This window comes from Pseudomonas sp. B20, from assembly GCF_020515755.1.
GTDB lineage: Bacteria > Pseudomonadota > Gammaproteobacteria > Pseudomonadales > Pseudomonadaceae > Aquipseudomonas > Aquipseudomonas syringae.
On the sequence record NZ_JAHPJG010000001.1, the window covers coordinates 508,732 to 534,784 of the forward strand.

General features: G+C 61.9%; 26 protein-coding genes and 1 riboswitch. Of the genes, 21 read left to right on the top strand and 5 right to left on the bottom strand.

Annotated elements, in window-relative coordinates:
• Positions 1-119 precede the first annotated feature (119 nt).
• The 5 genes from cysM (at position 120) to LIX91_RS02230 (ending at position 6,289) form a co-directional block, all read left to right on the top strand.
• Positions 120-1,022, top strand: coding sequence for a cysteine synthase CysM (gene cysM / locus LIX91_RS02210; RefSeq protein ID WP_003418189.1), 903 nt, complete (start codon positions 120-122; stop codon positions 1,020-1,022).
• Positions 1,022-2,377 (top strand): 23S rRNA (uracil(1939)-C(5))-methyltransferase RlmD, encoded by a 1,356-nt coding sequence (gene rlmD, locus LIX91_RS02215; protein ID WP_226487915.1) that lies wholly within the window; start codon positions 1,022-1,024, stop codon positions 2,375-2,377. Before cysM ends, rlmD begins: the two co-directional genes overlap by 1 nt.
• 156 nt (positions 2,378-2,533) lie before the next feature.
• The gene (gene relA, locus LIX91_RS02220) at positions 2,534-4,777 is read left to right on the top strand and encodes a GTP diphosphokinase (RefSeq protein ID WP_011268592.1); all 2,244 of its coding nucleotides are present in this window, start codon (positions 2,534-2,536) and stop codon (positions 4,775-4,777) included.
• 108 nt (positions 4,778-4,885) lie between these two features.
• Positions 4,886-5,719 carry a nucleoside triphosphate pyrophosphohydrolase gene (mazG, locus tag LIX91_RS02225; RefSeq protein ID WP_003314605.1) on the top strand — a complete coding sequence of 278 codons (834 nt, stop codon included), beginning with the start codon at positions 4,886-4,888 and terminating at the stop codon, positions 5,717-5,719.
• Positions 5,720-5,749: 30 nt separating this feature from the next.
• Positions 5,750-6,289, top strand: a complete 540-nt coding sequence (locus LIX91_RS02230; RefSeq protein WP_003407712.1) for a DUF2058 domain-containing protein — start codon at positions 5,750-5,752, stop codon at positions 6,287-6,289.
• 78 nt (positions 6,290-6,367) lie between these two features.
• On the opposite strand, the gene LIX91_RS02235 is transcribed toward LIX91_RS02230, so the two are convergent.
• The 4 genes from LIX91_RS02235 to purM form a co-directional block, all read right to left on the bottom strand.
• Positions 6,368-6,547, bottom strand: a complete 180-nt coding sequence (locus LIX91_RS02235) for a hypothetical protein (RefSeq protein WP_002554613.1) — start codon at positions 6,545-6,547, stop codon at positions 6,368-6,370.
• 497 nt (positions 6,548-7,044) lie between these two features.
• On the bottom strand, positions 7,045-7,758 hold the full coding sequence (locus LIX91_RS02240; protein WP_003305121.1) for a DUF3108 domain-containing protein: 714 nt from the start codon (positions 7,756-7,758) through the stop codon (positions 7,045-7,047).
• Positions 7,759-7,766: 8 nt separating this feature from the next.
• Positions 7,767-8,417: a phosphoribosylglycinamide formyltransferase gene (purN, locus tag LIX91_RS02245; protein ID WP_096114229.1), complete on the bottom strand. Its 651-nt coding sequence runs from the start codon at positions 8,415-8,417 to the stop codon at positions 7,767-7,769.
• On the bottom strand, positions 8,417-9,475 hold the full coding sequence (purM, locus tag LIX91_RS02250) for a phosphoribosylformylglycinamidine cyclo-ligase (RefSeq protein ID WP_003344863.1): 1,059 nt from the start codon (positions 9,473-9,475) through the stop codon (positions 8,417-8,419). The genes purN and purM overlap by 1 nt, the downstream gene beginning before the upstream one ends.
• A gap of 341 nt (positions 9,476-9,816) precedes the next feature.
• Between purM and LIX91_RS02255 the strand changes: the two genes are divergently transcribed.
• The 6 genes from LIX91_RS02255 (at position 9,817) to LIX91_RS02280 (ending at position 15,151) form a co-directional block, all read left to right on the top strand.
• A complete protein-coding gene (locus tag LIX91_RS02255) occupies positions 9,817-10,920 on the top strand; it encodes a DUF2066 domain-containing protein (RefSeq protein WP_226487916.1) in 1,104 nt (367 codons plus the stop codon).
• A 39-nt stretch (positions 10,921-10,959) separates the two neighbouring features.
• Entirely contained in the window at positions 10,960-12,033 is a 1,074-nt protein-coding gene (locus tag LIX91_RS02260; RefSeq protein ID WP_003404282.1) for an AI-2E family transporter, read from the top strand.
• A 216-nt stretch (positions 12,034-12,249) separates the two neighbouring features.
• Positions 12,250-12,954: a DnaA regulatory inactivator Hda gene (hda, locus tag LIX91_RS02265; protein WP_003369632.1), complete on the top strand. Its 705-nt coding sequence runs from the start codon at positions 12,250-12,252 to the stop codon at positions 12,952-12,954.
• On the top strand, positions 12,948-13,712 hold the full coding sequence (locus LIX91_RS02270; protein ID WP_226487917.1) for an NAD-dependent deacylase: 765 nt from the start codon (positions 12,948-12,950) through the stop codon (positions 13,710-13,712). The genes hda and LIX91_RS02270 overlap by 7 nt, the downstream gene beginning before the upstream one ends.
• Positions 13,713-13,787: 75 nt before the next feature.
• Positions 13,788-14,516, top strand: coding sequence for a C40 family peptidase (locus LIX91_RS02275; protein WP_011268584.1), 729 nt, complete (start codon positions 13,788-13,790; stop codon positions 14,514-14,516).
• Positions 14,517-14,605: 89 nt separating this feature from the next.
• Positions 14,606-15,151: a C40 family peptidase gene (locus LIX91_RS02280; RefSeq protein WP_003404277.1), complete on the top strand. Its 546-nt coding sequence runs from the start codon at positions 14,606-14,608 to the stop codon at positions 15,149-15,151.
• A 336-nt stretch (positions 15,152-15,487) separates the two neighbouring features.
• On the opposite strand, the gene LIX91_RS02285 is transcribed toward LIX91_RS02280, so the two are convergent.
• Positions 15,488-16,816 (bottom strand): PQQ-dependent sugar dehydrogenase, encoded by a 1,329-nt coding sequence (locus LIX91_RS02285; protein WP_100073083.1) that lies wholly within the window; start codon positions 16,814-16,816, stop codon positions 15,488-15,490.
• A 119-nt stretch (positions 16,817-16,935) separates the two neighbouring features.
• Positions 16,936-17,150: riboswitch (cobalamin riboswitch) on the top strand.
• Between the two features lie 90 nt (positions 17,151-17,240).
• Here LIX91_RS02285 and cobO point away from each other — a divergent pair.
• From cobO to LIX91_RS02335, 10 genes are read left to right on the top strand one after another with little or no spacing between them, the layout of a single operon-like run.
• A complete protein-coding gene (cobO, locus tag LIX91_RS02290; RefSeq protein ID WP_003393737.1) occupies positions 17,241-17,852 on the top strand; it encodes a cob(I)yrinic acid a,c-diamide adenosyltransferase in 612 nt (203 codons plus the stop codon).
• Between the two features lie 25 nt (positions 17,853-17,877).
• Positions 17,878-19,173, top strand: coding sequence for a cobyrinate a,c-diamide synthase (locus LIX91_RS02295; protein WP_057406742.1), 1,296 nt, complete (start codon positions 17,878-17,880; stop codon positions 19,171-19,173).
• The gene (gene bluB, locus LIX91_RS02300; protein WP_003393740.1) at positions 19,170-19,820 is read left to right on the top strand and encodes a 5,6-dimethylbenzimidazole synthase; all 651 of its coding nucleotides are present in this window, start codon (positions 19,170-19,172) and stop codon (positions 19,818-19,820) included. Before LIX91_RS02295 ends, bluB begins: the two co-directional genes overlap by 4 nt.
• Complete coding sequence (gene cbiB, locus LIX91_RS02305; protein WP_003418176.1) at positions 19,817-20,725, top strand: adenosylcobinamide-phosphate synthase CbiB; 909 nt, start codon at positions 19,817-19,819, stop codon at positions 20,723-20,725. The genes bluB and cbiB overlap by 4 nt, the downstream gene beginning before the upstream one ends.
• Entirely contained in the window at positions 20,718-21,722 is a 1,005-nt protein-coding gene (gene cobD / locus LIX91_RS02310; protein ID WP_103689724.1) for a threonine-phosphate decarboxylase CobD, read from the top strand. Before cbiB ends, cobD begins: the two co-directional genes overlap by 8 nt.
• Positions 21,719-23,179: a cobyric acid synthase gene (locus LIX91_RS02315; RefSeq protein WP_226487918.1), complete on the top strand. Its 1,461-nt coding sequence runs from the start codon at positions 21,719-21,721 to the stop codon at positions 23,177-23,179. The genes cobD and LIX91_RS02315 overlap by 4 nt, the downstream gene beginning before the upstream one ends.
• On the top strand, positions 23,180-23,701 hold the full coding sequence (gene cobU, locus LIX91_RS02320) for a bifunctional adenosylcobinamide kinase/adenosylcobinamide-phosphate guanylyltransferase (protein ID WP_122694946.1): 522 nt from the start codon (positions 23,180-23,182) through the stop codon (positions 23,699-23,701).
• Positions 23,698-24,750, top strand: a complete 1,053-nt coding sequence (cobT, locus tag LIX91_RS02325) for a nicotinate-nucleotide--dimethylbenzimidazole phosphoribosyltransferase (protein ID WP_003418169.1) — start codon at positions 23,698-23,700, stop codon at positions 24,748-24,750. The genes cobU and cobT overlap by 4 nt, the downstream gene beginning before the upstream one ends.
• A complete protein-coding gene (gene cobC / locus LIX91_RS02330) occupies positions 24,747-25,319 on the top strand; it encodes an alpha-ribazole phosphatase family protein (protein WP_226487919.1) in 573 nt (190 codons plus the stop codon). Before cobT ends, cobC begins: the two co-directional genes overlap by 4 nt.
• Before the next feature lies 1 nt (position 25,320).
• A complete protein-coding gene (locus tag LIX91_RS02335; RefSeq protein WP_226487920.1) occupies positions 25,321-26,052 on the top strand; it encodes an adenosylcobinamide-GDP ribazoletransferase in 732 nt (243 codons plus the stop codon).
• Position 26,053 lies beyond the last annotated feature (1 nt).

Below are 26,053 nucleotides of genomic sequence, written 5' to 3' on the forward strand. Positions count from 1 at the left end.
GCAGCGGAAAAAACAGCGTTTATTCTTTTTGGGAATAAGCAGCGCACTTTGCGTGATATGGGCTTTGGCCGTTTGCCGTTATGATAGGCACCCCCCGCAGTCTGGATTGCGAAGACGCCATGACCCTGCAGTATCAAACCATTGCCGATTGCGTCGGCAACACCCCGCTGGTGCGTCTGCAACGCATGGCGGGTAACACCAGCAATACCCTCCTGTTGAAACTCGAAGGTAACAACCCCGCTGGCTCGGTAAAAGACCGCCCGGCCTTGTCGATGATCACCCGCGCCGAGTTGCGCGGCCAGATCCATCCGGGTGACACACTGATCGAAGCGACCTCCGGCAATACCGGAATCGCGCTGGCCATGGCCGCGGCGATCAAGGGCTACCGGATGATTCTGATCATGCCGGACAACTCCAGTGCCGAACGCAAGGCCGCGATGACCGCCTATGGCGCCGAGCTGATTTCGGTCAGCAAGGACCAGGGCATGGAAGGCGCCCGTGACCTGGCCGAGCGCATGCAGGCCGAAGGCCGCGGCAAAGTGCTCGATCAGTTCGCCAATGGCGATAACCCTGAAGCGCATTACACGTCCACCGGTCCGGAAATCTGGCGGCAGACGGGCGGTACCGTGACCCATTTCGTCAGCTCGATGGGCACCACCGGCACCATCATGGGCACCTCGCGCTACCTCAAGGAGCAGAATCCGGACGTGCAGATCGTCGGTCTGCAACCGATGGAGGGCGCTTCGATCCCCGGTATTCGCCGCTGGCCGCATGAATACCTGCCGAAAATCTATCAGTCGGAGCGTGTCGATCGCATCATCGACATGGGCCAGACCGAAGCCGAAGACACCATGCGCCGACTGGCCCGCGAAGAAGGCATCTTCTGTGGCGTGTCGTCCGGTGGCTCGGTCGCCGGGGCATTGCGTCTTTCCAGCGAAGTCGAAAACGCCGTGATTGTGGCGATCATCTGTGACCGAGGCGACCGTTACCTGTCGACCGGCGTCTATGATTCGCCCAACTGATGGCCAAGCACGAAAGAGGTTTGCGCTTTCAGCCTGCGGGCGGCGTTAAAACCGTACAGATTCCTGCCGGTAAAAAGCAGCGGCTGACCATCGAGCGGCTGTCCGACGACGGTCGCGGTATCGCCTTTCTCGAGGGCAAAACCTGGTTTGTCGCCGGCAGTCTGGCCGGCGAAGAGGTCGAGGCGCGCGTGCTCAATGCGCGCGGCAAGGTCGTCGAGGCGCGCACCGAGCGGGTCTTCACCGCCAGCACCATGCGTCGTGCGCCGGCCTGTGAGTATTTCGGTCGCTGTGGCGGCTGCAGTGTTCAGCATGTGCCCCACGAAGAACAGCTTGCCCTGAAACAGCGCATGCTCGCCGAGCAGTTACTGCGTGTGGCGAACGTGGTGCCGGATGAATGGGCGGCACCTTTGAGTGGTGCCGAACTGGCCTATCGCCGACGCGCGCGGGTCGCGGTTCGCTGGGATGCCAAGGGCAAAAGGCTGGATGTGGGGTTCCGCGCAGCCGCCAGCCAGGACATCGTCAGCATCGAACACTGTCCGGTGCTGGTACAGGCCTTGCAACCCATCATGAATGAGCTGCCTGGCATGCTGAAAAGTTTCAGCAAGCCGCAGGCGCTGGGTCACGTCGAGCTGTTCAGTGGGGTTGCGACTGCCGTGTTGTTGCGCCACACCGCGCCGCTTGTCGAGACCGATCTGGCGCTGTTGCAGGCGTTTTGCTCCAGGCATGGTGCGCAGCTGTGGCTGCACGGCGAAGGCGAGCCCCAACCGGCCAGCCCCGGCGATACGCTGGGCTACCGGCTGGAGCCGTGGAACCTGCAACTGGCTTGGCGACCGGGTGATTTCATTCAGGTCAACGCGGCGGTCAACACCGCGATGATCGAGCAGGCCCTGCAATGGCTGGCGCCTGCAAAAGACGAACGTGTCATGGACCTGTTCTGCGGTCTGGGCAATTTCGCCTTGCCGCTGGCGGGTCTGGCCAGGGAAGTGGTGGCGGTTGAAGGCGTTGCGACCATGGTCGAGCGTGCAGCCGTCAACGCAATGAGTAATGATCTGCACAATGTGCAGTTTTTTCAGGCGGATCTTTCCCAGCCGCTGACACATGCCGACTGGGCGGCAGAAGGGTTTTCTGCGGTACTCTTGGACCCACCGCGTGACGGGGCCTTTGAAGTGGTCCGCCAGATCAGAAAGACGGGGGGCCGGCGACTGCTCTATGTTTCATGTAATCCGGCAACTTTGGCTCGTGACGCGGTCGAACTGATCCGTCAGGGCTACCGGTTAAAACGTGCCGGAATCCTCGATATGTTTCCGCAGACGGCGCATGTCGAGGCGATGGCTTTATTTGAAATGAGTAAGTGAGCAGCGTTCACTGGAACGAGGTCGTTGCTGACAGGGAACCTCATTTAATCCGACTGGCCCGCGAATGCCGGTCCTTGCTTGCCCGGCAAGTGGCATTCGCTCAGAAGGCTGGCGACTGATGGCGCTATTCATCGCGCCGTAGGGAAGGTAAGCAGCATGGTACAGGTGAGAGCGAACCAGCCGATAAACACAGACGGCAGTATCAATCTCGACGCGTGGCTCGATCATATTGTCAGCGTCGACCTGGTCCTGGACCGGGAAGTCATGAAAAAGGCCTGTGAATTTGCCCGGGAAGCCGAGCAGACCGACAAGGCCCACAAGAATCATTGGGCAGAGGGCACCTCCAGTTTTCAGACCGGTCTGGAAATCGCGGAGATCCTGGCTGACCTAAAGCTGGATCAGGACTCGCTGGTCGCCGCGGTCATTTACCGTGGCGTGCGTGAAGGTCTCATTGCGCTGCCGGACGTCGAGCAGCGCTTTGGCGCAACGGTCGCCAAACTGATCGACGGCGTGCTGCGCATGGCCGCGATCAGCGCCAGTCTCAGCCCTCGTCAGTCATTGGTGCTCGGCAGTCAGGCGCAGGTCGAAAACCTGCGCAAGATGCTGGTGGCGATGGTCGACGACGTTCGCGTTGCGCTGATCAAGCTGGCCGAGCGTACCTGCGCGATTCGTGCGGTAAAGAACGCCGACGACGAAAAACGCAACCGTGTGGCCCGCGAAGTCTTCGACATCTATGCACCGCTGGCCCACCGCCTGGGCATCGGTCACATCAAGTGGGAGCTGGAAGACCTGTCCTTCCGCTACCTGGAGCCTGATCAATACAAGCAGATCGCCAAGCTGCTGCATGAACGCAGGCTGGACCGCGAGCGCTTCATCAGCGACGTCATGTCCCAGCTCGACAACGAACTGCAGGCCACCGGCGTGACCGCTGACATCAGCGGGCGTGCCAAGCATATCTATTCCATCTGGCGCAAAATGCAGCGCAAGGGCCTGGCGTTCAGCCAGATCTATGACGTGCGTGCGCTGCGTGTGCTGGTCCCGGAAATGCGCGATTGCTACACCGCGCTGGGTATCGTGCATACCTTGTGGCGGCATATTCCCAAAGAGTTCGACGACTACATCGCCAACCCCAAGGAAAACGGCTATCGCTCGCTGCATACCGCCGTGATCGGGCCGGAAGGCAAGGTGCTGGAAGTGCAGATCCGCACCCACGCCATGCATGAAGAGGCCGAGCTGGGCGTGTGTGCGCACTGGCGCTATAAAGGCACCGACGTCAAATCCGGCTCCAATCATTACGAAGAGAAGATTTCCTGGCTGCGTCAGGTGCTCGAATGGCATGAAGAGCTGGGCGACATCGGCGGTCTGGCCGATCAACTGCGAGTCGATATCGAGCCTGACCGCGTCTACGTCTTCACCCCGGACGGCCACGCCATCGACCTGCCCAAGGGCGCGACACCACTGGACTTCGCCTATCGGGTGCACACCGAAATCGGCCATAACTGCCGGGGTGCGAAGATCAATGGTCGAATCGTACCGCTCAACTACAGCCTGCAGACCGGCGAGCAGGTCGAAATCATCACCAGCAAGCACGGTACGCCGAGCCGCGACTGGCTGAATTCGAACCTGGGGTACATCACCACCTCACGGGCGCGGGCCAAGATTGTTCACTGGTTCAAATTGCAGGCCCGCGACCAGAACGTCGCTGCCGGCAGAACCCTGATCGAACGCGAACTGGCGCGCCTGGCGTTGCCACAGGTCGATTTCGACAAGCTCGCGGACAAGGCCAATCACAAGACTGCCGATGACATGTTCGCGGCCTTGGGCGCAGGCGACCTGCGTCTGGCGCAACTGGTCAATCTGGCTCAGCAGCAGGTCGAGCCTGATCGCGTCAATGAACAGCTGGAACTGATCCCGCGCAAGGCCACCGGCTACAAGCCCGGCAAGCGTGGCGATATTCAGATTCAGGGCGTCGGCAACCTGATGACGCAGATGGCCGGCTGCTGCCAGCCGCTGCCGGGCGATGCCATCGTCGGTTATATCACCCAGGGTCGTGGCGTCAGCATTCACCGTCAGGATTGCGCTTCGGTGCTGCAACTGGGCGGTCGCGAGCCCGAGCGGATCATTCAGGTCAGCTGGGGACCGGTGCCGGTGCTCACTTATCCGGTGGACATCATCATCCGTGCCTACGACCGTTCCGGCTTGCTGCGGGATGTCACGCAGGTGCTGCTCAACGAGCGGATCAACGTGCTGGCGGTCAATACCCGTTCGAACAAGGAAGACAACACAGCGCTTATGTCCCTGACCATCGAGATTCCGGGTCTGGACGCGCTGGGGCGGTTGCTGGGGCGTATTTCCCAGTTGCCGAATATCATTGAAACGCGCAGGAACAGGACGCCCTAGGGGCAGCTATAAGCTGCAAGTTCCAAGCTGCAAGCTAAAGCGGATTGCGGTGGCTTGCAGCTTGCAGCTTGAAGCTTGAAGCTAAACCGCTGCGACCGAAGGAGGCCCATGTATACAGTTCAAGACCTGCTCAACCTCATGGCCCGGCTGCGTGATCCGCAGTTCGGCTGCCCGTGGGACCTGAAGCAGACCTACGCCAGCATCGTGCCGCACACGCTGGAAGAAGCCTATGAAGTGGCCGATGCCATCGAGCAGGGTGACCTTGACCATCTGAAAGGCGAGCTGGGAGACCTGCTGTTTCAGGTGGTCTTCTATGCGCAGTTGGCCAAAGAGGAAGGCCGGTTTGAGTTCGACGATGTGATCGACGGTATTACCCGAAAGTTGCTGCGTCGCCATCCGCACGTGTTTCCGACCGGCGAGCTGTACGCGCCGGCAGAAACGCCGCGCCTGACCGACGAGCAGGTCAACCTTCGCTGGGACGAAATCAAGGCCGAGGAGCGTGCCGAAAAGGCCGGCGTTCCCGAGCAGTTGTCGCTGCTCGACGACGTGCCCCGGGCCTTGCCGGCGTTGAGTCGTGCGGCCAAACTGCAGAAGCGTGCGGCGCAGGTGGGTTTCGACTGGCCTGCGGCCTTGCCGGTGGTCGACAAGGTGCGTGAAGAACTCGATGAAATTCTCGAGGCCATGGTCGACAATGACGCCGAGGGCATTGCCGAGGAAGTCGGCGACCTGCTGTTCAGCGTCGTCAACCTGGCCCGACACCTCAAGGTCGACCCGGAAACTGCGCTACGCTCGGCCAATAGCAAGTTCGACAGACGCTTCCGATTCATTGAACAGGCTTTGCGCCACCTGCAGCGTCCTATCGAAGCGTGCTCGCTCGAAGAAATGGACGCTTTGTGGGGCGAAGCCAAACGTCAGGAAAAGAGCACACCCGGCTGCGGCTGAGTGTGCGGTAACGGTATAAGTGAGTAGACAATGAGCCTTTCCCTTCGCGATCAGTTGCTCAAGGCAGGTCTGGTCAACCAAAAGCAGGCCAAGCAGGTCGGCAAAGAAAAGCAGAAAGAGCAGCGTCTGGTGCACAAGGGTCAGGCGCAGGCCGATGACTCGCAAAAGCGTGCGGCCCAGGAGGCCATGGCCGAGAAGGCCAGGCGTGATCAGGAGCTGAACCGTCAGCAGCAGGAGAAGGTCGAGCAGAAGGCCCGCACCGCTCAGGTCAAGCAACTGATCGAAGTGTCGCGCCTGCCCAAGCTGATCACCGAGGATTACTACAACTTCGTTGACGACAAGAAGGTCAAGCGCATTCCGGTCAACGCCATGGTGCGCAACAAGCTCAGCAGCGGTTCACTGGCCATCGTTCACCATGGTGGCGGTTACGAGATCATTCCGCGCGAGGCTGCGCTGAAGATTCAGGAGCGTGACCCGCGTCGTATCGTATTGCTCAACACCCCGACCGAAGCGCCGGATGCAGACGACCCGTACGCGGCGTATCAGGTGCCTGACGATCTGATGTGGTAAGCCCACGGCGCTGTCATTGAGGTGTCAAAACAAAACCCGCATTCAGCGGGTTTTGTCTTTTCCTGTTCTTGGAATTGTTCAGTGGTTGCCCTGGCTTTCCAGCGCTTCCAGCTCTTCCTTATAGCGAAGGGCATCGGACTCAACGTGGAACATGCCGACAAGTTGGTCCTGTTGGTGTACATCCCAGATCTGGATGCCGTCGGCAACGGCTTCGTGAGAGAGGTGGGCGTCGTCGCGTTCAGTAACTCTGACAGTCATAGTAGTAAGCTCCTGACTTTGATGGCCTTGATGGTTAGGCCTCTGGATACTGCGGCGATGTGTCGCAGGACTCTTTTATAGGATTTGTTAGCTGCCTAAGTAAATAGCCTGTTCAGGTTCCCCGGTGGTCAGAAACTGATCGATCCTCTGCAGCCCTTGCATGACGAGGCTTACAGCGCAGTGGTGGCAAAATGAAGGATGTTTCATGTGCTTCAAGCCTGTCCGAACGCACGTAAAAACGCCGTTCCAGACGCTCCGCGTCCTCTTGACGACGCAGAGCGTCGCGAACTGCGTTCCCACGCTGGAGCGTGAGGAACGATAACCTCAACTATCGTGCCCGATGCTCTGCGCTTCTGCCCGAAGGGCGTGGGAGTGAGCTTGCTCACGAAGGTGCCGGTGCAGGCGCAACTATCGTGCGGCGCTCTGCGTCGCATGCCTTCAGCCAATAAAAAGCCCCGCTAAAAAGCGGGGCTCTGTGGTGCGGGCGGTCAGGGCTATCAGCTGCCTTTGACGGCCTTGCCGTTGACGGTGCCGTCCAGCAATACGATGTTGTATTCCTTGCCGTCGGTTTCGACCTGTTGCAGGCGGACCAGCAGGTAATCCCAATCCTTGGCGAACCACAGCACGGTGGTGCGCTTGCTTTGCGTCGGGTCGCGCACGCGCTCGACCTTGATCGCATCGACCTGGCCTGTCTTGGTGGTGACTTTTTCCGAACCCAGCACGCGGAAGTCGTAGGTGTCCACTTCATCACCGTCGACAACCTGATAGCTCATGCTCTTCTTGCCCTCAGCGATGTCATGTTGCAACGCCAACTGATAGGTGGACTTGTCGAGGATGCCACGGTTGAGCGGCAGCTTGATCGCATCGCCACGGTCGGTGCCGGTGACGAACTTGGTGTTCCAGTCGAACGCCAGATCGACCTTCTTGGATTTGCCCAGACCACTGCGCTCGAAGCTGTAGGTCTGCGGCAGCAGGGTGTCCTTGTCGACCTTCAGTGTGCTGACTTCAGTCAGGCTGGCGATCATCATCGAGGCCTTGAAGCTCAGGGTCCAGGTGCCGTTTGCGCCGGCTTCCAGGCTGCGTTCAGCCGTGCCGCTCATGGGCAGCTGTTTCCAGTCGGCGGTGTAGCTGGCGGAGAAAGGTTGAAGGTCTGCGGCCTGTACAGCAGGCAATGCGAGCAGGGCGAAAGCGAAGAGCAGAGCGCGACGCATAGTATCTCCTAATGTCGAATCAGATGGCCGCTGGCCGGGAGTAACTGGCTATCGAGTAACGCACCTTGTTCACCAAGGCTCAGTCGGCCTTCGGCAAACCAGCGAATGGCCAGTGGGTAAATACGGTGCTCTTGAACATGGACCCGTTGCGCGAGCGTTGCGGGCGTGTCGTGCAACTGTACCGAAATAACTGCCTGTACGACCAGTGGGCCGCCATCGAGTTCCTCGGTAACGAAATGCACGCTGCAGCCATGCTCGGCGTCGCCGGCCTCCAACGCACGCTTGTGCGTGTGCAAGCCTTTATAACGTGGCAGCAGGGAAGGGTGAATATTCAGCAGACGGCCGTGATAGTGGCGAACGAATCCTGCGCTGAGAATGCGCATGAACCCGGCCAGTACGACCAACTGTGGCTGGAAGGCGTCGATCCGTTCGATCAGCGCTGCATCGAAAGCCTCACGGCCTTCGTACGCGGTGTGATCCAGTACGCAGGTTTCGATGCCTGCGTCCCGGGCGCGTTGCAGGCCAAACGCATCTGCACGGTTGGAAATCACCGCGCGGATGCGGACGGGGCTGGCCTCGTCCTTGAAGCTGTCGATCATCGCTTGCAGGTTGCCGCCGGTGCCGGACAGCAGCACCACGACGTCGCAGATGGCTGGCATCAATGCGCCTTGAGGTTTTTCAGCTCGACCTGTGCTGCGCCTTCGGCAGCGGTGGCGATCTGGCCGATCACCCAAGGCTGCTCGCCGGCTTCACGCAGCACCTTGAGTGCCGCTTCAACGTGCTCCTGAGCGACGCAGATCACCATGCCCACGCCGCAGTTCAGCACGCGGTGCATCTCGTTTTCCGCAACGTTGCCTTGCTGCTGCAGCCAGTCGAACACGGCCGGACGCTGCCAGCTGGCGACGTCGACGACGGCCTGAGCGCCTTCAGGCAGTACGCGTGGAATGTTGTCGAGCAGGCCGCCACCGGTGATGTGGGCCATGGCCTTGACTGCGCCGGTTTCCTTGATCAGCTTGAGCAACGGCTTCACGTAGATGCGGGTCGGCGCCATCAGCAGTTCGGTCAGCGGTTTGCCGTCCAGCTGGATGTTCTCGATGTCCGCGCCTGCCACTTCGATGATCTTGCGGATCAGCGAGTAACCGTTGGAGTGCGGGCCGGACGATGGCAGGGCGAGCAGGGCGTCACCGGCAGCAACTTTCGAGCCGTCGATGATCTCGGCCTTTTCCACCACGCCGACGCAGAAGCCTGCGAGGTCGTAGTCTTCGCCTTCGTACATGCCCGGCATTTCAGCGGTTTCGCCACCCACCAGCGAGCAACCGGCCAGTTCGCAGCCGGCGCCGATGCCGGTGACGACCTGAGCGGCGGTGTCGACGTTCAGTTTGCCGGTGGCGTAGTAATCGAGGAAGAACAGCGGCTCTGCACCGCAGACCACCAGGTCATTGACGCACATGGCGACCAGGTCGATGCCGATGGTGTCGTGCTTGTTCAGGTTCAGCGCCAGACGCAGTTTGGTGCCCACGCCGTCGGTGCCGGAAACCAGAACCGGTTGCTTGTAGCCGGCCGGGATTTCGCAGAGGGCGCCGAAGCCTCCCAGGCCGCCCATGACTTCCGGACGCTTGGTGCGCTTGGCGACGCTCTTGATGCGTTCGACCAATGCTTCACCGGCGTCGATGTCTACACCGGCGTCTTTATAGCTCAGGGAGGGTTGCTTGCTCATAGAAAATCCAGGCCTTTAGGGGGGATTCGGAGGTATCGACCGCTGCGTTAGGGCCCGTTCAGCACCGCGCTGTCATGCGGTGGTAATGTTGGGGCCATGGCGATTGCCGGTCTGCGAAGGCGCGCGATTTTATCAGGCTTGCTCATCAGGGGCCATCCTTGCGCCGACAACAGGGCGGTGTTGCACCAAATAAACCTCAACCAGGTGGCCTGTCAGTGCGAGCCTGGACGTTTAGGGTGTACTTTATGCGCGAACTGAATGATAGGTGGCTCACGTCTGTCCCAGACCTGTACACCTGCTGAAACAGCTTCTTTTTACTTTTTTCCGTTCGGGAACTGTCCATGCGTTTTTCCAGAATTCTTCTAATCGGCTGTCTGTCCCTGATCAGCCTTCCCAGCCTTGCCGAAACGGTCAGCAACCTTTATCAGGTTCGCGAGCCGGTCAATGGCCAGTCGCCCGATGAACGCACGCGGGCCACGCAGGCCGCCGTCGAAACCCTGGTGCTGCGCCTGACCGGCGACGCCAAGGCCGTGCAGGGTTCGGCCATCGCCGCGCTGCGCAAAGACCCGCAGCAGATCATTAGCCAGTTCGGCTACGAGGCCGGACCGCCGGAAACCCTGCTGGTCGACTTCGATCCGGCAACCACCGACCGTGCGCTGCACGATGCGGGTCTGTCGATCTGGGGCAGTAATCGCCCATCGATTCTCGGCTGGTGGCTGAATGACTCGGTGGAAGGCTCGAATCTGGTCGGCGACGGTCAGGCCGCCGCCGAACCCTTGCGCCAGGCCGCTCAGCACCGCGGACTGCCACTGCGCCTGCCGCTGGCTGATTTGAGCGAGCAGGGTATCGGTAACGCGAAAACCCTGGAGGGCGCTGACCCTGCGCCGCTCAAGGAAGCCTCGGAGCGCTATGGCGCTGACGCGATACTGGCCGTGCACGCCAGGGAAGATGGCGGTCAGTGGCAGGGCAAATGGCGCTTGTGGCTGGGTGATCAGCGCGAACAGGGCAACGCAACCGGTGCCACCTCCGAGGCGTTGGCTGATGCGGTGCTGCTCTCGGTCAGCGAGCGTCTGGCGCCGCGCTTCGTTGCCAAGCCAGGTGCGTCGACCGGCATGCTGATCCAGGTTCAGGGCATGACGCTGGAGCGCTATGCGCAACTGCTTCAGTTACTCGAACCGTTCGGCGTGCGTCTGAGTTCTGTCGAAGGCGATAAAGTGGTGTTTGAGGTCAGTGGCAGCACCGATCAGCTACGCTCGCAGTTGTCGCTGGCCAAATTGCAGGAAGTGCCTGCAGCCGAGGCAGCCGCTACCGCAACGGCGCCTGCTGCGCCTGTCGATGCAACTGCGCCGATGGCGCCAGCCAATGGAGCTGCTCCTGTTGCGGCACCTGCGCCCGCACCGATGATTGTTCCGGCGTCCGCGCCACAGCTTTATTTCCGCTGGTAACCCGGCAAGAACGCTTTTCTATTGGCTTGAGGGATATTGATGACTGATATGCGGCGTTGGTTCTGGATCGGCGGCCTGGCCTTGCTGGTCGCATTCGTGGTGCTGTTGCACCCAATCCTCACTCCCTTTCTGGTGGCATTGCTACTGGCCTATATGGGCGATCCGCTGGTGGATCGACTGGAGCGCGCCGGACTGTCCAGAACCCTGAGCGTGGTGGTCGTTTTCGGGCTGTTCACGCTGGTGCTGATGGCGTTGCTGCTGATTCTGGTACCGATGCTGGCCAAGCAGTTGTTCCGCCTCTACGAACTGGCGCCGCAGATTCTCGACTGGCTGCAACACGCTGCGTTGCCGTGGGTTCAGGCCAAGTTCGGGCTGGCAGACGGGTTCTGGAAGTTCGACAAGATCAAGGCAGCCATCTCCGAGCATATGGGCCAGGCCGGGGACATCGTCTCTATCGTGCTGTCCCAGGCTACTGCGTCCAGCCTTGCGCTGATCGGCTGGCTGACCAACCTGGTGCTGATTCCCGTGGTGTGTTTCTACCTGCTGCGCGACTGGGACATCATGACCGGCAAGATTCGTGGCCTGCTGCCTCGTCAGCGTGAAGCGCAAATCGTCAAGCTGGCGGGCGAGTGCCATGAAGTCTTGGGCGCGTTCATACGCGGTCAGTTGCTGGTGATGGTCGGCCTTGGCGTGATCTACGCGGCCGGTCTGATGCTGGTCGGGCTGGAACTGGGCCTGCTGATCGGCGTCATTGCCGGTCTGGCGGCCATCGTGCCTTACATGGGTTTCGTGATCGGTATCGGTTCGGCGCTGGTGGCCGGGCTGTTCCAGTTTGGCGGTGACCTGTACCCGATGATGGGGATTGTGGCGGTGTTCATGATCGGTCAGGCCCTGGAGGGGATGGTGCTGACGCCATTGCTGGTCGGTGATCGCATAGGCCTGCACCCGGTCGCGGTCATCTTCGCGATTCTCGCAGGTGGCGAGCTGTTCGGCTTTACCGGCATTCTGCTCGCCCTGCCGGTGGCGGCGGTGATCATGGTGCTGGTGCGCCACATGCATGATCTGTACAAGGACTCGGAAATCTACGCAGGCGCGGAAGATCCGGAGCTGTAAGGTCGACGCAAGCCTCTTCGCCGACCGGTGAAGAGGCTGATGCCTTGAGGGCATGCCCCCCTTCAAACGCCCCGTACTGGGCGGCGCTTTACTCACCCTGACGCAAACCTTTGATTTTGCTTGAGGTCTGTCGCATTGTGCGACCAGCGTCACGGGTATAAACTTTGCGCTCTTTACACAGAGGCCCTTGACGGTTTGCATGAGCCGTTAGTCAGCATGAAACCGATTCAGCTGCCCCTGAGTGTGCGTCTGCGTGATGACGCCACTTTCGTCAATTACTATCCAGGCGCCAACGCCGCTGCACTCGGCTATGTCGAGCGGCTGTGCGAAGCCGACGCTGGCTGGACCGAAAGCCTCATCTATCTGTGGGGCAAGGACGGGGTAGGGCGCACGCACCTGCTGCAGGCTGCCTGCCTGCGTTTTGAACAGCTTGGCGAGCCTGCGGTGTATCTGCCGCTGGCCGAAGTGATAGATGAAGGCATCGAGCTGTTCGATCATCTGGAGCAATATGAGCTGGTGTGTCTGGACGACCTGCAGGCGATCGTCGGTAAGCCGGACTGGGAAGAAGCGCTGTTTCATCTGTTCAATCGTCTGCGTGACAGCGGGCGTCGCCTGCTGATTGCCGCGTCCAAGTCGCCCCGCGAACTGCCGGTAAAGCTTCCCGACCTGAAATCGCGCCTGACCATGGCATTGGTGTTCCAGATGCGCGGGCTGTCCGACGAGGACAAGCTGCGTGCCCTGCAACTGCGTGCTTCACGGCGCGGCCTGCACCTGACCGACGATGTCGGGCATTTCATCCTGACGCGCGGTACACGCAGCATGAGCGCGTTGTTCGAATTGCTCGAGCGCCTCGATCAGGCGTCACTCCAGGAAAAGCGCAAGCTGACCATTCCCTTCCTTAAAGAGACCCTCGGGTGGTAGATCAGGCGCTGTTGATGCAGACGGCTGCTGCCTTGCGCCATGCAAAACGGATTCTGGTGATCACCGGGGCGGGGCTGTCTGCCGATTCGGGGCTGCCGACCTACCGTGGCGTGGGCGGGCTCTACAATGGCAAGACCGACGATGGCCTGCCTATCGAAATGGCCCTGTCCGGGCCCATGCTGCGCCGTGACCCTGAGCTGTGCTGGAAATACATCGCCGAACTGGGCAAGGCGTGCCTGGGTGGCGAGCCGAATGTCGCGCATTACGCCATCGCCCAGTTGCAGCGCATCAAACCCGAGTGTTGGGTGCTGACCCAGAATGTCGACGGTTACCATCGCGCGGCGGGCAGTCCGCCGGAGCGCCTGATCGAAATTCACGGGCAACTCTCGCCACTGTTTTGCCAGTCCTGCGGTGCTGAGGATTCTCAATTGAGCGAGCACTTGCAGCGCCCTTTGCCCCCCTTATGCCCGGCATGTAGTGGCATTTTGCGACCGTCCGTCGTTCTTTTTCAGGAAATGCTCCCCGAAAAAGCGCTGGAAACACTGCATGAAGAGCTGGCTAAAGGCTATGACGCGGTCCTGAGTATCGGCACCACCGCAAGCTTCCCCTACATTCACGAACCTGTCATTCGCACCAGGGTTTCCGGGGGTTTTACCGCAGAAATCAATCCGCAGCCGACGGATCACAGCGCGCAGATGGACGTCTTTTTACCGTACCGCGCGGCACATGTCATGGCCGAACTCATAAGTCACATCTAGTTCGATTGAATTTGCAAATCACCTTCATAAAAGGCATAGTCTCGCCATCTTAACTAGTCAGCCACGGTTGTGCCCATGCAAGTTGTTCGCTTCGCACCCCTCGTGCCTCTCGCACTCGTTACATTTCTCTTCGGTTGCTCGGCCAATATGCCGGTCGCACAGCAGGAACAGGCCCAGCCAGTTCCACGCTATCAGAGCGCAATCAATGCCAACGCCCAGTCCGCAGCCCGTCGCGCCGACGCGGCAGTCCTGCAGGACGAGCTCGCTACCGAAGACGAACTGTCCCAGTTCGCTGATAACAAGTCTTACCAACTGCCGGCCCTGGCCGACAGCATCCTGGAGCGTGGCAAGTCGCTGATCGGCACACGCTACAAGTTCGGCGGCACGTCGACTTCTTCGGGTTTCGATTGCAGCGGCTTCATCGGTTATCTGTTTCGCGAAGAGGCCGGCATGAGCCTGCCACGTTCCACGCGTGAAATGATCAACGTCAACGCACCTCTGGTGGCGCGCAACAAGCTTCAGCCGGGCGATGTGCTGTTCTTCAGTACTCGCGGTCGCGGTCAGGTCAGCCACGCAGCGATCTACGCCGGTAATCGGCAGTTCATCCACTCCAGCAGTCGCCGTAGCGGCGGTGTGCGCATCGACAGTCTCGATGACGCCTACTGGAGCAAGACCTTCATCGAGGCCAAGCGGCCTCTGGCGATGGCCCCGGGTACTGTTGCAGTAAAATCGACACCTGAAGTCACGCAGACAACAGCGATGACTTCGACTACAGTCAAGACCGCGCCCAAGCGGCGTAAATAAATAGAACGCGCAGTACAAGACCTTCGGGTCTTTCTGCGTTTTTGAGCTTCTCGGCAGCGTAAGCCGCATCCGGATGGGTTGTTGTGGTTATGTCGATTGCGTTGCGGCTGTTAGTCATCTCTGTTGCTGCGTTGCTCGGTGCCTGCGCAAGTGCGCCGCCTCCGCCCAAAGCGCCCCGGATCGTTCAGCGTCCGGTGGTCACTGCACCTCCCCAGATTCTCTCTCCGGCTGCCGAAGACGTGCTGTTTCGTGCGTTGGGGCTGGTTGGCACGCCTTATCGCTGGGGCGGCAATACGCCTGACTCCGGTTTCGATTGCAGCGGTCTTATAGGTTATGTCTATCGTGATGCGGCGGGTATTTCCCTGCCGCGTTCCACACGCGAGATGATCGTGATGGGCGCACCGAATATTCGTCGCGAGCAATTGCAGTCAGGTGATCTGGTGTTTTTCGCCACATCGGGCGGATCTCAGGTGTCCCACGCCGGGATCTATGTTGGCGAAGGCCGCTTCGTGCATGCACCTGCCACCGGTGGCACGGTCAAGCTCGACAGCCTCGACAAGCCTTACTGGCAAAGAGCCTACCTCAACGCCAAGCGCGTAATTCAGCCCGCCAGCCTGGCGCAGAATCGGCCTTAAGCGCTTCGCGCCGATTGCTCTGCGCGCGCTCAAGAGCGTCCAGAACTGCATGCCCACGCCCACGCGGAGCGCTCAACGTTACACCTAAGTCTGCTTTTGATTCTGGCCGTAGGCCGTAGGAACTTGTTCGCGAAAGGGCCGGTGTGATCGCCGAAAATGCATCTTCTGAAACACCGCCTGCGCGAACAAGTTCGCTCCTGCGCCCTTCGGGCAGAACCCTGAAAGGCACGTATTCCGGGCTCTCCAGGACTTGTGTGTAACGCCGAGTGCTGTAGCGTAGGGAACGATGATCTCAACTATCGTGCAACGCTCTGTGTCAAACCTCTACGCTCGGCGTTACTGAGCAGCCTTGGCGGATGTCACGCGCCAGATCTTGTTGCCGACATCGTCGGCCACCAGCAATCCGCCACGCTGGTCATTGACCACGCCAACCGGGCGACCCATGGCTTTTTCATCCTTGTTGAGGAAGCCGGTCAACACATCGACCGGTGTGCCGTTGGGTTTGCCGCCACTGAATGGGATGAACACCACCTTGTAGCCGCTGTGCGGTTTGCGGTTCCACGAGCCGTGCTGGCCAATGAACAGACCTTCGTTGAACGGTGCCGCCAGTGTCTTGCCGTCGGCGAACACCAGGCCCAGCGAGGCGGTGTGCGGACCGACTGCGTAATCCGGGGCAATCGCCTTGGCGACCAGTGCCGGGTTCTGCGGCTTGACGCGCTCGTCGACGTGCTGGCCGTAGTAGCTGTAAGGCCAGCCGTAGAATGCGCCGTCCTGCACCGAGGTCACGTAGTCAGGTACCAGGTCGCTGCCGATCTCGTCGCGCTCGTTGACCGCCGTCCACAGTTTGCCGGTCTTCGGTTCCCAATCCATGCCGTTGGGGTTGCGCAGGCCGGACGCGAAGATCCGGTGGTTACCGGTAGCCGCGTCCACTTCCCAGATCGCCGCACGACCTTCTTCCTTGTCCATGCCGTTCTCGGCCACGTTGCTGTTGGAGCCCACGGTCACGTACAGCTTGCTGCCATCCTTGCTGGCGATGACGTTCTTGGTCCAGTGGTGATTGAGCGTACCGCCCGGCAGGTCGACGACCTTGGTCGCTTGCGCGCTGATCGAGGTCTGCCCGGATTCATACGGGAAGCTGATCAGGCGGTCGGTGTCGGCGACATACAGCTTGTTGCCCACCAAGGTCATGCCGAACGGCGAATTGAGGTTTTGCAGGAAAACCGTGCGGGTCTCTGCCACACCGTCCTTGTCCACGTCACGCAGCAAGGTAATGCGGTTGGCGCTGGGCACACCGGCGCCGGCGCGGCCCATGACTTTTTCCATCACCCAGCCGCGAATGCCTTTGGAGTCATCCGGTTTGGCGGGCGAATTGGTTTCTGCCACCAGCACGTCACCGTTGGGCAATACATACAGCCAGCGCGGGTGATCAAGGTTTTCCGCGAACGCAGCCACTTGTGTGCCCGGCGCGGCGACCGGCTTGGCGCCTTTTTCCCAGCCTACGGCGGGTGCGATGTTGACGGTCGGAATCAGCGTCTTGTTGGGCTCCGGCAGCTTGGGCGAGGGGCCTGTTCCATCCGAGACTTGCAGGCTCGACGACTCGCCGCAGGCAGCGAGGCCGCCGGCGACCAGCAGCAACACTGCGTGGTGGGGTCTGAGTTTGAACATGATCGATCTCCATTAACAAAGGCGTGGTCCAGTAACTGATAGAGGCACCGCCAACCCGCTAGGTTCAATCACGTTCCGCGGCGACGGTGTCGATTGACGCTCCCGGTCCAACCCTCTACCCTTCGCGGTTTGTTTCAGGTGCTCTGCAATCCTCGATTGGCAGAGTGAAACAGGGAAGCCGGTGTGGGTCGACAGATCCGATCCCGGCGCTGCCCCCGCAACGGTAAATGAGTCAAGGCTGTGCCTGACGCCACTGTGTTTCGACATGGGAAGGCGCGCAGCCGGGGTGACCCGCTCATGAGCCCGGAGACCGGCCTGAATCACTCAATGACATCACGGAGGGTGATGTTCTGTGCAGGGCGTTGCCGTGCTGTCCAGTGCTGTCCTTCCGTCTGTTGTCGCCTGCCCCGAGCGGAGAACCCAGATGAACGAATCCCCCGAACGCGACGAACGCCATCTGGCGCGCATGCAGCGCAAGAAAGCCTTCATGGACCAGCGTATTGCCAGCTCGCCCAATGAGTGCGGCCTGCTGCTGGTATTGACCGGCAATGGCAAGGGCAAGAGCAGCTCGGCGTTCGGCATGCTCGCCCGGGCCATGGGCCACGACATGCAGTGTGGCGTGGTGCAGTTCATCAAGGGCCGCAACAGCACGGGCGAAGAAATGTTTTTCCGTCGTTTCCCCGAGCAGGTGCGCTATCACGTGATGGGTGAGGGCTTCACCTGGGAAACCCAGGATCGCCAGCGCGACATCGCCGCCGCCGAAGCCGCCTGGGCCGTGTCTCAGGAAATGCTTCGCGATCCGGCCATTGGCCTGGTGGTGCTCGACGAACTGAACATCGCCCTCAAACATGGCTACCTCGACCTTGAACAGGTACTGAGCGATCTGCAGGCACGTCCGCCGATGCAGCACGTATTGGTGACTGGCCGCGGTGCCAAAGCCGAATTGATCGACCTGGCCGATACCGTTTCCGAGATCGGCGTGGTCAAGCACGCGTTTCAGGCCGGTATTCGTGCGCAGAAAGGTATCGAGCTGTGAACCCTCCATCATTGAGCGCATTGCAATGAGAGCCCCGCGTGATTGCCCGGCGGTACTGATCGCTGCGCCTGCCTCCGGGCAAGGCAAAACCACGGTGACCGCTGCACTGGCACGCCTGCACCGCAATCAGGGGCGCAAGGTCCGGGTGTTCAAGTGCGGCCCGGACTTTCTCGACCCGATGATTCTCGAGCGGGCCAGTGGCGCGCCGGTCTATCAACTGGACATGTGGATGGTAGGTGCCGATGAAAGCCGTCGCCTGTTGTGGGAAGCGGCTGATGAGGCGGACCTGATTCTGATCGAGGGGGTCATGGGCCTGTTCGATGGCACGCCGTCGAGCGCCGACCTGGCCCGGCATTTTGGCGTGCCGGTACTCGGTGTGATCGACGGCACGGCCATGGCGCAGACGTTTGGCGCACTGGCGCTGGGCCTGGCGCGATATCAGCCTGATCTGCCGTTCGCCGGCGTGCTGGCCAATCGCGTCGGCACGGTACGCCACGCGCAGTTGCTGGAGAACAGCCTGACCGAAGGCCTGCGCTGGTACGGCGCACTGTCCCGGGAAGTTGGCTTCGAACTGCCCAGCCGCCATCTGGGGCTGGTCCAGGCCAGTGAGCTCAACGATCTGGACGTGCGTCTGGACATGGCGGCTGCGGCGCTTGCCAGCACCTGTGAAGTGGCCTTGCCGCCGGCCGTGACCTTCACTGCGCCTGACCCGGTTCAGGTCGAGCCGCTGCTGCGCGGCGTACGCATCGCTATCGCGCGCGACGAGGCCTTTGCCTTTCTGTATGGCGCGAGTCTGGACCTGCTGAGGAACATGGGTGCCGAGCTGAGTTTCTTCTCGCCGATCCATGATCGCGAGTTGCCCGACGCCGACAGCCTGTACCTGCCAGGTGGTTACCCGGAGCTGCACCACGTCGCGCTGGCCGCCAATGGCGCGATGCAGGCTTCGATCAGGGCTCACCATATTGCCGGCAAGCCGATTCTGGCCGAGTGCGGCGGCATGCTCTATTTGCTCGAAGCCTTGACCGATGTCGAGGGCGTGCGTGCCGAACTGGTCGGTTTGCTGTCCGGTGAAGCCGTCATGCAGAAGCGTCTGGCTGCGCTGGCCTTGCAAGCCGTCGAGTTACCCGAGGGCACGCTGCACGGTCACACTTATCATCATTCGCTGACCAGCACCGAGCTGCAGCCGATCGCCCGTGGCGTCAGCCCCAATGGCGGACGCGGCGCAGAAGCGGTTTATCGCCTGGGTCGCCTGACCGCGTCCTACGTGCATTTCTATTTTCCTTCCTGCCCTCAGGCGATTGCAGCGCTGTTCAAACCATGACCGAGCAAGCGTTCAGCCCCGAAGAGCGAGCTGCGGTGTACCGCGCCATCGCCGAACGTCGCGACATGCGCCACTTCATCGGCGGCACGGTCGCGCCCGAGCTGCTGGCACGCGTGCTGGAGGCCGCGCATCAGGCTCCCAGCGTCGGGCTGATGCAGCCGTGGCGCTTCATCCGCATCAGCGACCCGTTATTGCGTGGCAGGATGCAGGCGCAGGTAGAGGAAGAGCGTATTCGTACCGCCGAGGCGCTGGGTGAGCGAACCGACGAGTTCATGAAGCTCAAGGTCGAAGGCATCAACGACTGCGCAGAAGTACTGGTCGCCGCGCTGATGGAAGGGCGAGAGCAGCACATTTTCGGCCGTCGCACCTTGCCGGAAATGGACATGGCCTCGCTGTCCTGCGCGATCCAGAACCTGTGGCTGGCCTCGCGTGCAGAAGGCCTGGGCATGGGCTGGGTGTCGCTGTTCGACCCCGAGGCGCTGGCCGAACTGCTGGGCATGCCTGACGGCGCCAAGCCGCTGGCGATCATATGTCTGGGCCCGGTCAAGGAATTTTATCCTGCGCCAATGCTGGTGATGGAAGGCTGGGCGCAGGCGCGTCCGCTGCATGAGCTGCTGTACGAGAATCAATGGGGAGTGAGTCAATGAGTGTGGCGCTGTTGAGCGTCGCCGGGGTCGCGCTTGATGCGCTGCTCGGTGAGCCAAAACGATGGCATCCGCTGGTGGCGTTCGGCAACTTCGCCAGTCGGGTCGAGCAGCGCTTCAACAGTGGCGGCCGTGGCTGGCGCAGTCATGGCGTTACTGCCTGGGTCATCACCGTTGTACCGCTGACGCTGCTGGCCACGCTGCTGAGCTGGTTGCCTGGCGTGGGCTGGCTGTTCGATATTCTGGCGCTGTATTGCGCGCTGGGCATGCGCAGCCTGGGTGAGCACGTTCAGCCGGTGGCGCAAGCGCTGCGCAGTGATGATCTGGTTGAAGCACGTCAGCGGGTCGGTTATCTGGTCAGTCGCCAGACCACTGAGCTGGACGCTACCGAAGTCGCCCGCGCAGCCACCGAGTCGGTGCTGGAGAACGGCAGCGATGCGGTGTTCGCGGCGCTGTTCTGGTTTGTCGTGGCCGGTGCGCCCGGCGTGGTGCTGTATCGGCTGAGCAATACGCTGGACGCCATGTGGGGTTACCGCAACGAGCGCTTTGAGCGTTTTGGCTGGGCTGCGGCGAAGATCGACGATCTGCTCAACTATATTCCCGCACGTCTTGTGGCATTGACCTACGCCTTGCTGGGCAAGACCCGACTGGCGCTGCGTTGCTGGCGTACGCAAGCCCCGGCCTGGGACAGTCCGAATGCCGGCCCGGTGATGGCCGCTGGCGCAGGCGCGCTGGGTGTCGAGCTGGGCGGCGCGGCGATCTACCACGGCGAGTTGCATCAGCGTCCGCAACTGGGTGAGGGGGCGCCTGCCGATGCGGACTCGATCGATCGCGGCTGGCAACTGGTGCAGCGCGGCGTCTGGTTATGGCTGCTGGTCATCTGCGTGGCGGCTGAATTTTATGCTTGAGCACGGCGGGCGGTTGCGCGCGGCGGCGCAGCATTACGGTATCCCTCTGGCCGACTGGCTGGACCTGTCCACCGGGATCGCGCCCTGGTCGTGGCCCATCCCGGAGATTCCGACGCGTGCCTGGGCGCGGTTGCCCGAGACTGACGATGGTCTGGAAGCGGCGGCCTGCACTTATTACGGCGTGTCCCGGTTATTGCCGGTGTCCGGTTCGCAGGCCGCGATTCAGGCATTGCCGCGGGTGCGCAGCGGAGGGCGGGTCGGCGTTCTGTCGCCCTGCTACGCAGAGCACGCACATGCCTGGCGCAAGAACGGTTTCGTGGTTCGTGAGGTGGGGGAGCAGGAGGTCGACTACTTTCTCGACAGCCTGGACGTGCTGGTGGTGGTCAACCCCAACAACCCGACCGGTCTGCACCTGAGCGCCGAGCGCCTGCTGGAGTGGCATGCGCGACTGGCCGAGCGCGGTGGCTGGCTGGTCGTCGATGAAGCCTTCATGGATAACACGCCGGGCATGAGCCTGGCGGCCGAGACGTGGCGCAACGGGCTGATCGTCCTGCGTTCGTTTGGCAAGTTTTTCGGCCTGGCCGGTGTCCGGCTTGGTTTTGTCATGGCCGAGCCGGTGCTGTTGAGGATGCTGGCGCAGGAAATCGGCCCCTGGTCGGTCAGTGGGCCAACCCGGATCATCGGTCAGGTGTGCCTCAGCGATCAGCCGGGGCAAGCGCGTCAGCGTGAGCGCTGTGAGCTGGCCCGCGACCGGCTGGTGGCGTTGCTCGACCGCTACGCCCTGAGCCCGCAAGGCGGCTGTGCGCTGTTCCAATGGCTGGTGACCCCTGAAGCGCAGACGCTCTATGAGTTTTGTGCGCAGCGCGGCGTGCTGCTGCGCCTGTTCAAGGGTGACAGCTCCGAGTCGTCCAGCCTGCGTTTCGGTCTGCCCTGCGACGAGGCCGACTGGCTGCGGCTGCACGATGTTCTGCTTGAATACCGCAAGGAATACCCATGAGCACGCTGATGGTACAAGGCACCACTTCCGATGCCGGCAAGAGCACCCTGGTGACGGCCCTGTGCCGCTGGCTGACTCGTCAGGGCGTCAAGGTTGTGCCGTTCAAGCCGCAGAACATGGCGCTCAACAGCGCGGTGACGGCAGACGGCGGCGAGATCGGTCGCGCACAGGCCGTGCAGGCCCAGGCGTGCTACCTCGAACCGCACACCGACATGAACCCGGTGCTGCTCAAGCCCAACAGTGACACCGGCGCGCAGGTGATCATTCACGGCCGCGCCGTGACCACCATGAACGCGGTGGCGTATCACGGCTACAAAGAGATCGCCATGCAGGCAGTGCTGGAATCGCATCGGCGCCTGGGTGAGAGCTATCCGGTGATTGTGGTCGAGGGCGCGGGTTCTCCGGCCGAGATCAACCTGCGCGCCAACGATATCGCCAACATGGGCTTTGCCGAGGCGGTCGACTGCCCGGTGCTGCTGATTGCCGACATCAATCGTGGCGGGGTGTTTGCCCATCTGGTCGGCACGCTCGAGTTGCTGTCGCCCAGCGAGCAGGCGCGGGTCAAGGGTTTCATCATCAACCGTTTTCGCGGCGACATCGCCTTGTTGCAGCCGGGCCTGGACTGGCTGGAAGCGCGCACCGGCAAGCCGGTGGTTGGCGTGCTGCCCTACGTGATGGATCTGCACCTGGAGGCCGAAGACGGCCTGGACCAGCGTCAGACCGACAAGGTCGAGCATGTGCTGAACGTGGTGGTCCCGGTGCTGCCTCGCATCAGTAATCACACCGATTTCGATCCGTTGCGCCTGCACCCTCAGGTCAATCTGCAGTTCATCGGTCCCGGCCAGGCGATTCCTCCTGCGGACCTGATCATTCTGCCCGGCTCGAAAAGCGTGCGCAGCGATCTGAACTACCTGCGCAACAATGGCTGGGACACCGCCATCGAGCGGCATTTGCGTTACGGCGGCAAGCTGATGGGGATCTGCGGCGGCCTGCAAATGCTTGGTGAGCAGGTGCACGATCCACTCGGGCTGGAAGGCGCCGCCGGGTCCAGCGCCGGGTTCGGCTTGCTGGCCATGAGCACGGTGCTGGAAGCGGAAAAGCAACTGCGCAATGTGCGCGGTCGTCTGACCCTGGAAGACGCCGAGGTCAGCGGTTACGAAATTCATGCCGGCGTAACGACAGGGCCGGCGCTGGAGCAGGCTGCCGTGCAACTGGACGACGGGCGTTGCGATGGCGCGCAGAGTGCCGACGGCCAGGTGCTGGGGACTTACCTGCACGGCCTGTTCGAATCACCTGCGGCCTGTAGCGCGTTGCTGCGCTGGGCGGGGTTGACGAACGTGCAGTCCGTCGATTATCACGCCTTGCGCGAGCGCGACATCGAACGTCTGGCGGACCTGGTGGAAAAGCACCTGGACGGCCCATTGCTTCGCGAACTGTGTGGCCTGGAGGCGAACTGAATGCTGCAATTGATCCTCGGCGGCGCGCGTTCCGGCAAGAGTCGCCTGGCAGAAAAACTGGCCGCCGACAGCGCGCTGAGGGTGACGTACATCGCCACCAGTCAGCCTCTGGACGGCGAAATGAATCAGCGTGTTGCCAGTCATCGCGCGCGCCGTCCCGAGCACTGGGGGTTGGTCGAAGAGCCGATCGAACTGGTGCGGGTACTGCGCGAAAATGCGGCGCCCGATTGCTGCCTGCTGGTCGATTGCCTGACCCTTTGGTTGACCAATCTACTGATGCTCGACAACCCCGAGCGCCTGCTTCAAGAGCGTGAATCCCTGCTCGATAGCCTTGCCGGGCTGCCGGGTGAAATCATTTTTGTCAGCAACGAAACCGGGCTTGGCGTCGTGCCGCTCGGCGAACTGACCCGTCGCTATGTCGATGAAGCCGGCCTGTTGCATCAGGCGCTGGCCGAGCGTTGCCAGCGTGTCGTGTTGACCGTTGCCGGCTTGCCCCTGACGTTGAAAGGAACCGCGCTATGAGTAATTCCTGGTGGCTCAAGCCCGCACAGGCCATTGATGTGCCCATGCGCGAGGCGGCACTGGGCCGTCAGCAGCAACTGACCAAGCCCGCCGGTTCGCTGGCGCAACTGGAGCGCCTGGCGGTACAGCTGGCTGGTCTGCAGGGGCGTGAGCGTCCGGCCGCGGATCAACTGTGGATCGCGATTTTCGCCGCTGATCATGGCGTCGTCGCCGAAGGTGTGTCGGCGTACCCACAGGAAGTCACCGGCCAGATGCTGCACAACTTCGTCAACGGCGGCGCCGCGATCAGCGTGCTGGCGCGTCAGCTCTCCGCGCAACTGGACGTGGTCGACTTGGGCACCGTGTCGCCAATGGATTTGCCTGGCGTGCGCCATCTGCGCATTGGCGCGGGCACCGCCAATTTTGTACAGGGGCCGGCCATGAGTGTCGAGCAGGGACTCGCCGCCCTGCAGGCCGGGCGTGACAGCGTATTGCGCGCCAAGGCTGTCGGCACCGAACTGTTCATCGGTGGCGAGATGGGCATCGGTAACACCACAGCCGCCAGCGCAGTCGCCTGCTCACTGTTGGAGTGCGCCGCGCCATTGCTGGTCGGACCGGGTACCGGGCTGAACGCCGAGGGTATTCAGCACAAGACCCTCGTCATCGAGCGCGCGCTGGCATTGCACGCCGAGCAGGCCGGTGACCCGTTGAGCAGCCTGTTCTGTCTGGGCGGCTTCGAAATCGCCGCACTGACTGGTGCGTACCTGGCCTGCGCGCAGGAAGGAATCGCGGTACTGGTCGACGGTTTCATTTGCAGCGTGGCCGCGCTGGTGGCGGTACGCCTGAACCCTTCCTGCCGTAACTGGCTGCTGTTCGGTCATCGGGGCGCCGAACCGGGCCATCGGTATCTGCTGGAAACGCTGCAGGCCGAACCGTTGCTGGACCTCGGTTTGCGTCTGGGCGAGGGCAGCGGTGCCGCACTGGCGGTGCCGCTGGTGCGCCTGGCGTGCGAGCTGCACAACGGCATGGCCACGTTTGCCGAAGCGGCTGTGGCGGATCGTCCCGCATGACCTTGCACCTGGACTTGTTGCGTCACGGCGAAACCGAACTGGGCGGCGGCCTGCGCGGCAGCATCGACGACGCGCTGACCGAGCCTGGCTGGCAGCAGATGCGTGCGGCAGTGGTCGGTGGCGGCCCCTGGACGCGGATCGTCAGCTCGCCGCTGCAACGTTGCGCACATTTCTCCGAAGAGCTGGCGCAGCGCTTGTCGTTGCCTCTGCACCTGGAGCCAGGTCTGCAGGAGCTGCATTTCGGCGACTGGGAAGGGCACAGCCCTGCGCAACTCATGGAGACCGATCCCGAGGGCCTGGGGCTGTTCTGGGCGGATCCCTACGCCTTCACACCTCCCAACGGCGAGCCGGTGCTGGATTTCTCGAGCCGCGTATTGAGTGCCGTTGAGCGTCTGCATCGGGCTTATGCCGGTGAGCGCGTGTTGCTGGTCAGTCATGGTGGTGTCATGCGCCTGCTGGTGGCGCAGGCGCGTGGTTTGCCGCGTGAGCAACTGTTGCAGGTGGTGGTCGGGCATGGCGCGCTGTTGTCGATTCAGGTCGCTGCTGATCGCGTAATTACGGAGATCTGAGATGCTGCCGTTCTGGATCGCCCTGCAATTTCTCGGCAGCCTGCCGATCAGACTGCCCGGTATGCCGCGTCCCGAAGAGCTGGGGCGCTCCTTGCTGTACTACCCGTTGGTGGGGGCGGTATTCGGCACGCTGCTGCTGGGCTTCAACACCTTGCTCAGTGGTACGCCGCTCATGCTGCACGCCGCGCTGGTACTCACTGCCTGGGTATTGCTCAGCGGCGGCTTGCATCTGGACGGTCTGGCCGACAGTGCTGACGCCTGGCTGGGCGGCTTCGGTGACCGTGAACGCACCTTGACGATCATGAAAGACCCACGCAGCGGGCCTATCGCCGTGGTCACGCTGGTCCTGGTGCTGCTGCTCAAGTTTGCCGCGATTCTGGCGCTGATTGAGAGCCATGCCAGTGTCTGGCTGCTGTTGGCGCCGGTGATCGGACGCGCGGCCATGCTTGGGCTGTTTCTGGGGACGCCGTATGTGCGTTCCGGCGGGCTGGGGCAGGCGCTGGCCGATCACCTGCCGCGCGGCCCTGGACGCAAGGTTTTGCTCGCCACCGCCATTGCGTGCGTGCTGCTCGCCGGCTGGTCAGGGGGAATGGTATTGCTGGTCTGCGCCGCATGCTTCTTCTGGTTGCGGCAGCTGATGATGCGCCGTCTGGGCGGATGCACCGGCGATACAGCCGGGGCATTGCTTGAGCTGCTGGAGTTGGCGGTGCTGCTGACGCTGGCGCTGCTTTGAG

What these genes read in the sequence shown, in the direction of transcription:
- cysM (WP_003418189.1), top strand. Translation starts at nt 120, where the DNA reads ATGACCCTGCAGTATCAAACCATTGCCGATTGCGTCGGCAACACCCCG.
- cobO (WP_003393737.1), top strand. Translation starts at nt 17,241, where the DNA reads ATGAACGAATCCCCCGAACGCGACGAACGCCATCTGGCGCGCATGCAG.
- LIX91_RS02335 (WP_226487920.1), top strand. Translation starts at nt 25,321, where the DNA reads ATGCTGCCGTTCTGGATCGCCCTGCAATTTCTCGGCAGCCTGCCGATC.
- LIX91_RS02285 (WP_100073083.1), bottom strand. Translation starts at nt 16,816, where the DNA reads ATGTTCAAACTCAGACCCCACCACGCAGTGTTGCTGCTGGTCGCCGGC.
- LIX91_RS02315 (WP_226487918.1), top strand. Translation starts at nt 21,719, where the DNA reads ATGAGCACGCTGATGGTACAAGGCACCACTTCCGATGCCGGCAAGAGC.
- bluB (WP_003393740.1), top strand. Translation starts at nt 19,170, where the DNA reads ATGACCGAGCAAGCGTTCAGCCCCGAAGAGCGAGCTGCGGTGTACCGC.
- LIX91_RS02240 (WP_003305121.1), bottom strand. Translation starts at nt 7,758, where the DNA reads ATGCGTCGCGCTCTGCTCTTCGCTTTCGCCCTGCTCGCATTGCCTGCT.
- cobT (WP_003418169.1), top strand. Translation starts at nt 23,698, where the DNA reads ATGAGTAATTCCTGGTGGCTCAAGCCCGCACAGGCCATTGATGTGCCC.
- hda (WP_003369632.1), top strand. Translation starts at nt 12,250, where the DNA reads ATGAAACCGATTCAGCTGCCCCTGAGTGTGCGTCTGCGTGATGACGCC.
- LIX91_RS02295 (WP_057406742.1), top strand. Translation starts at nt 17,878, where the DNA reads ATGAGAGCCCCGCGTGATTGCCCGGCGGTACTGATCGCTGCGCCTGCC.
- LIX91_RS02260 (WP_003404282.1), top strand. Translation starts at nt 10,960, where the DNA reads ATGACTGATATGCGGCGTTGGTTCTGGATCGGCGGCCTGGCCTTGCTG.
- purM (WP_003344863.1), bottom strand. Translation starts at nt 9,475, where the DNA reads ATGAGCAAGCAACCCTCCCTGAGCTATAAAGACGCCGGTGTAGACATC.
- LIX91_RS02255 (WP_226487916.1), top strand. Translation starts at nt 9,817, where the DNA reads ATGCGTTTTTCCAGAATTCTTCTAATCGGCTGTCTGTCCCTGATCAGC.
- rlmD (WP_226487915.1), top strand. Translation starts at nt 1,022, where the DNA reads ATGGCCAAGCACGAAAGAGGTTTGCGCTTTCAGCCTGCGGGCGGCGTT.
- LIX91_RS02235 (WP_002554613.1), bottom strand. Translation starts at nt 6,547, where the DNA reads ATGACTGTCAGAGTTACTGAACGCGACGACGCCCACCTCTCTCACGAA.
- purN (WP_096114229.1), bottom strand. Translation starts at nt 8,417, where the DNA reads ATGCCAGCCATCTGCGACGTCGTGGTGCTGCTGTCCGGCACCGGCGGC.
- cobU (WP_122694946.1), top strand. Translation starts at nt 23,180, where the DNA reads ATGCTGCAATTGATCCTCGGCGGCGCGCGTTCCGGCAAGAGTCGCCTG.
- cobD (WP_103689724.1), top strand. Translation starts at nt 20,718, where the DNA reads ATGCTTGAGCACGGCGGGCGGTTGCGCGCGGCGGCGCAGCATTACGGT.
- relA (WP_011268592.1), top strand. Translation starts at nt 2,534, where the DNA reads ATGGTACAGGTGAGAGCGAACCAGCCGATAAACACAGACGGCAGTATC.
- LIX91_RS02230 (WP_003407712.1), top strand. Translation starts at nt 5,750, where the DNA reads ATGAGCCTTTCCCTTCGCGATCAGTTGCTCAAGGCAGGTCTGGTCAAC.
- mazG (WP_003314605.1), top strand. Translation starts at nt 4,886, where the DNA reads ATGTATACAGTTCAAGACCTGCTCAACCTCATGGCCCGGCTGCGTGAT.
- cbiB (WP_003418176.1), top strand. Translation starts at nt 19,817, where the DNA reads ATGAGTGTGGCGCTGTTGAGCGTCGCCGGGGTCGCGCTTGATGCGCTG.
- LIX91_RS02280 (WP_003404277.1), top strand. Translation starts at nt 14,606, where the DNA reads ATGTCGATTGCGTTGCGGCTGTTAGTCATCTCTGTTGCTGCGTTGCTC.
- LIX91_RS02275 (WP_011268584.1), top strand. Translation starts at nt 13,788, where the DNA reads ATGCAAGTTGTTCGCTTCGCACCCCTCGTGCCTCTCGCACTCGTTACA.
- cobC (WP_226487919.1), top strand. Translation starts at nt 24,747, where the DNA reads ATGACCTTGCACCTGGACTTGTTGCGTCACGGCGAAACCGAACTGGGC.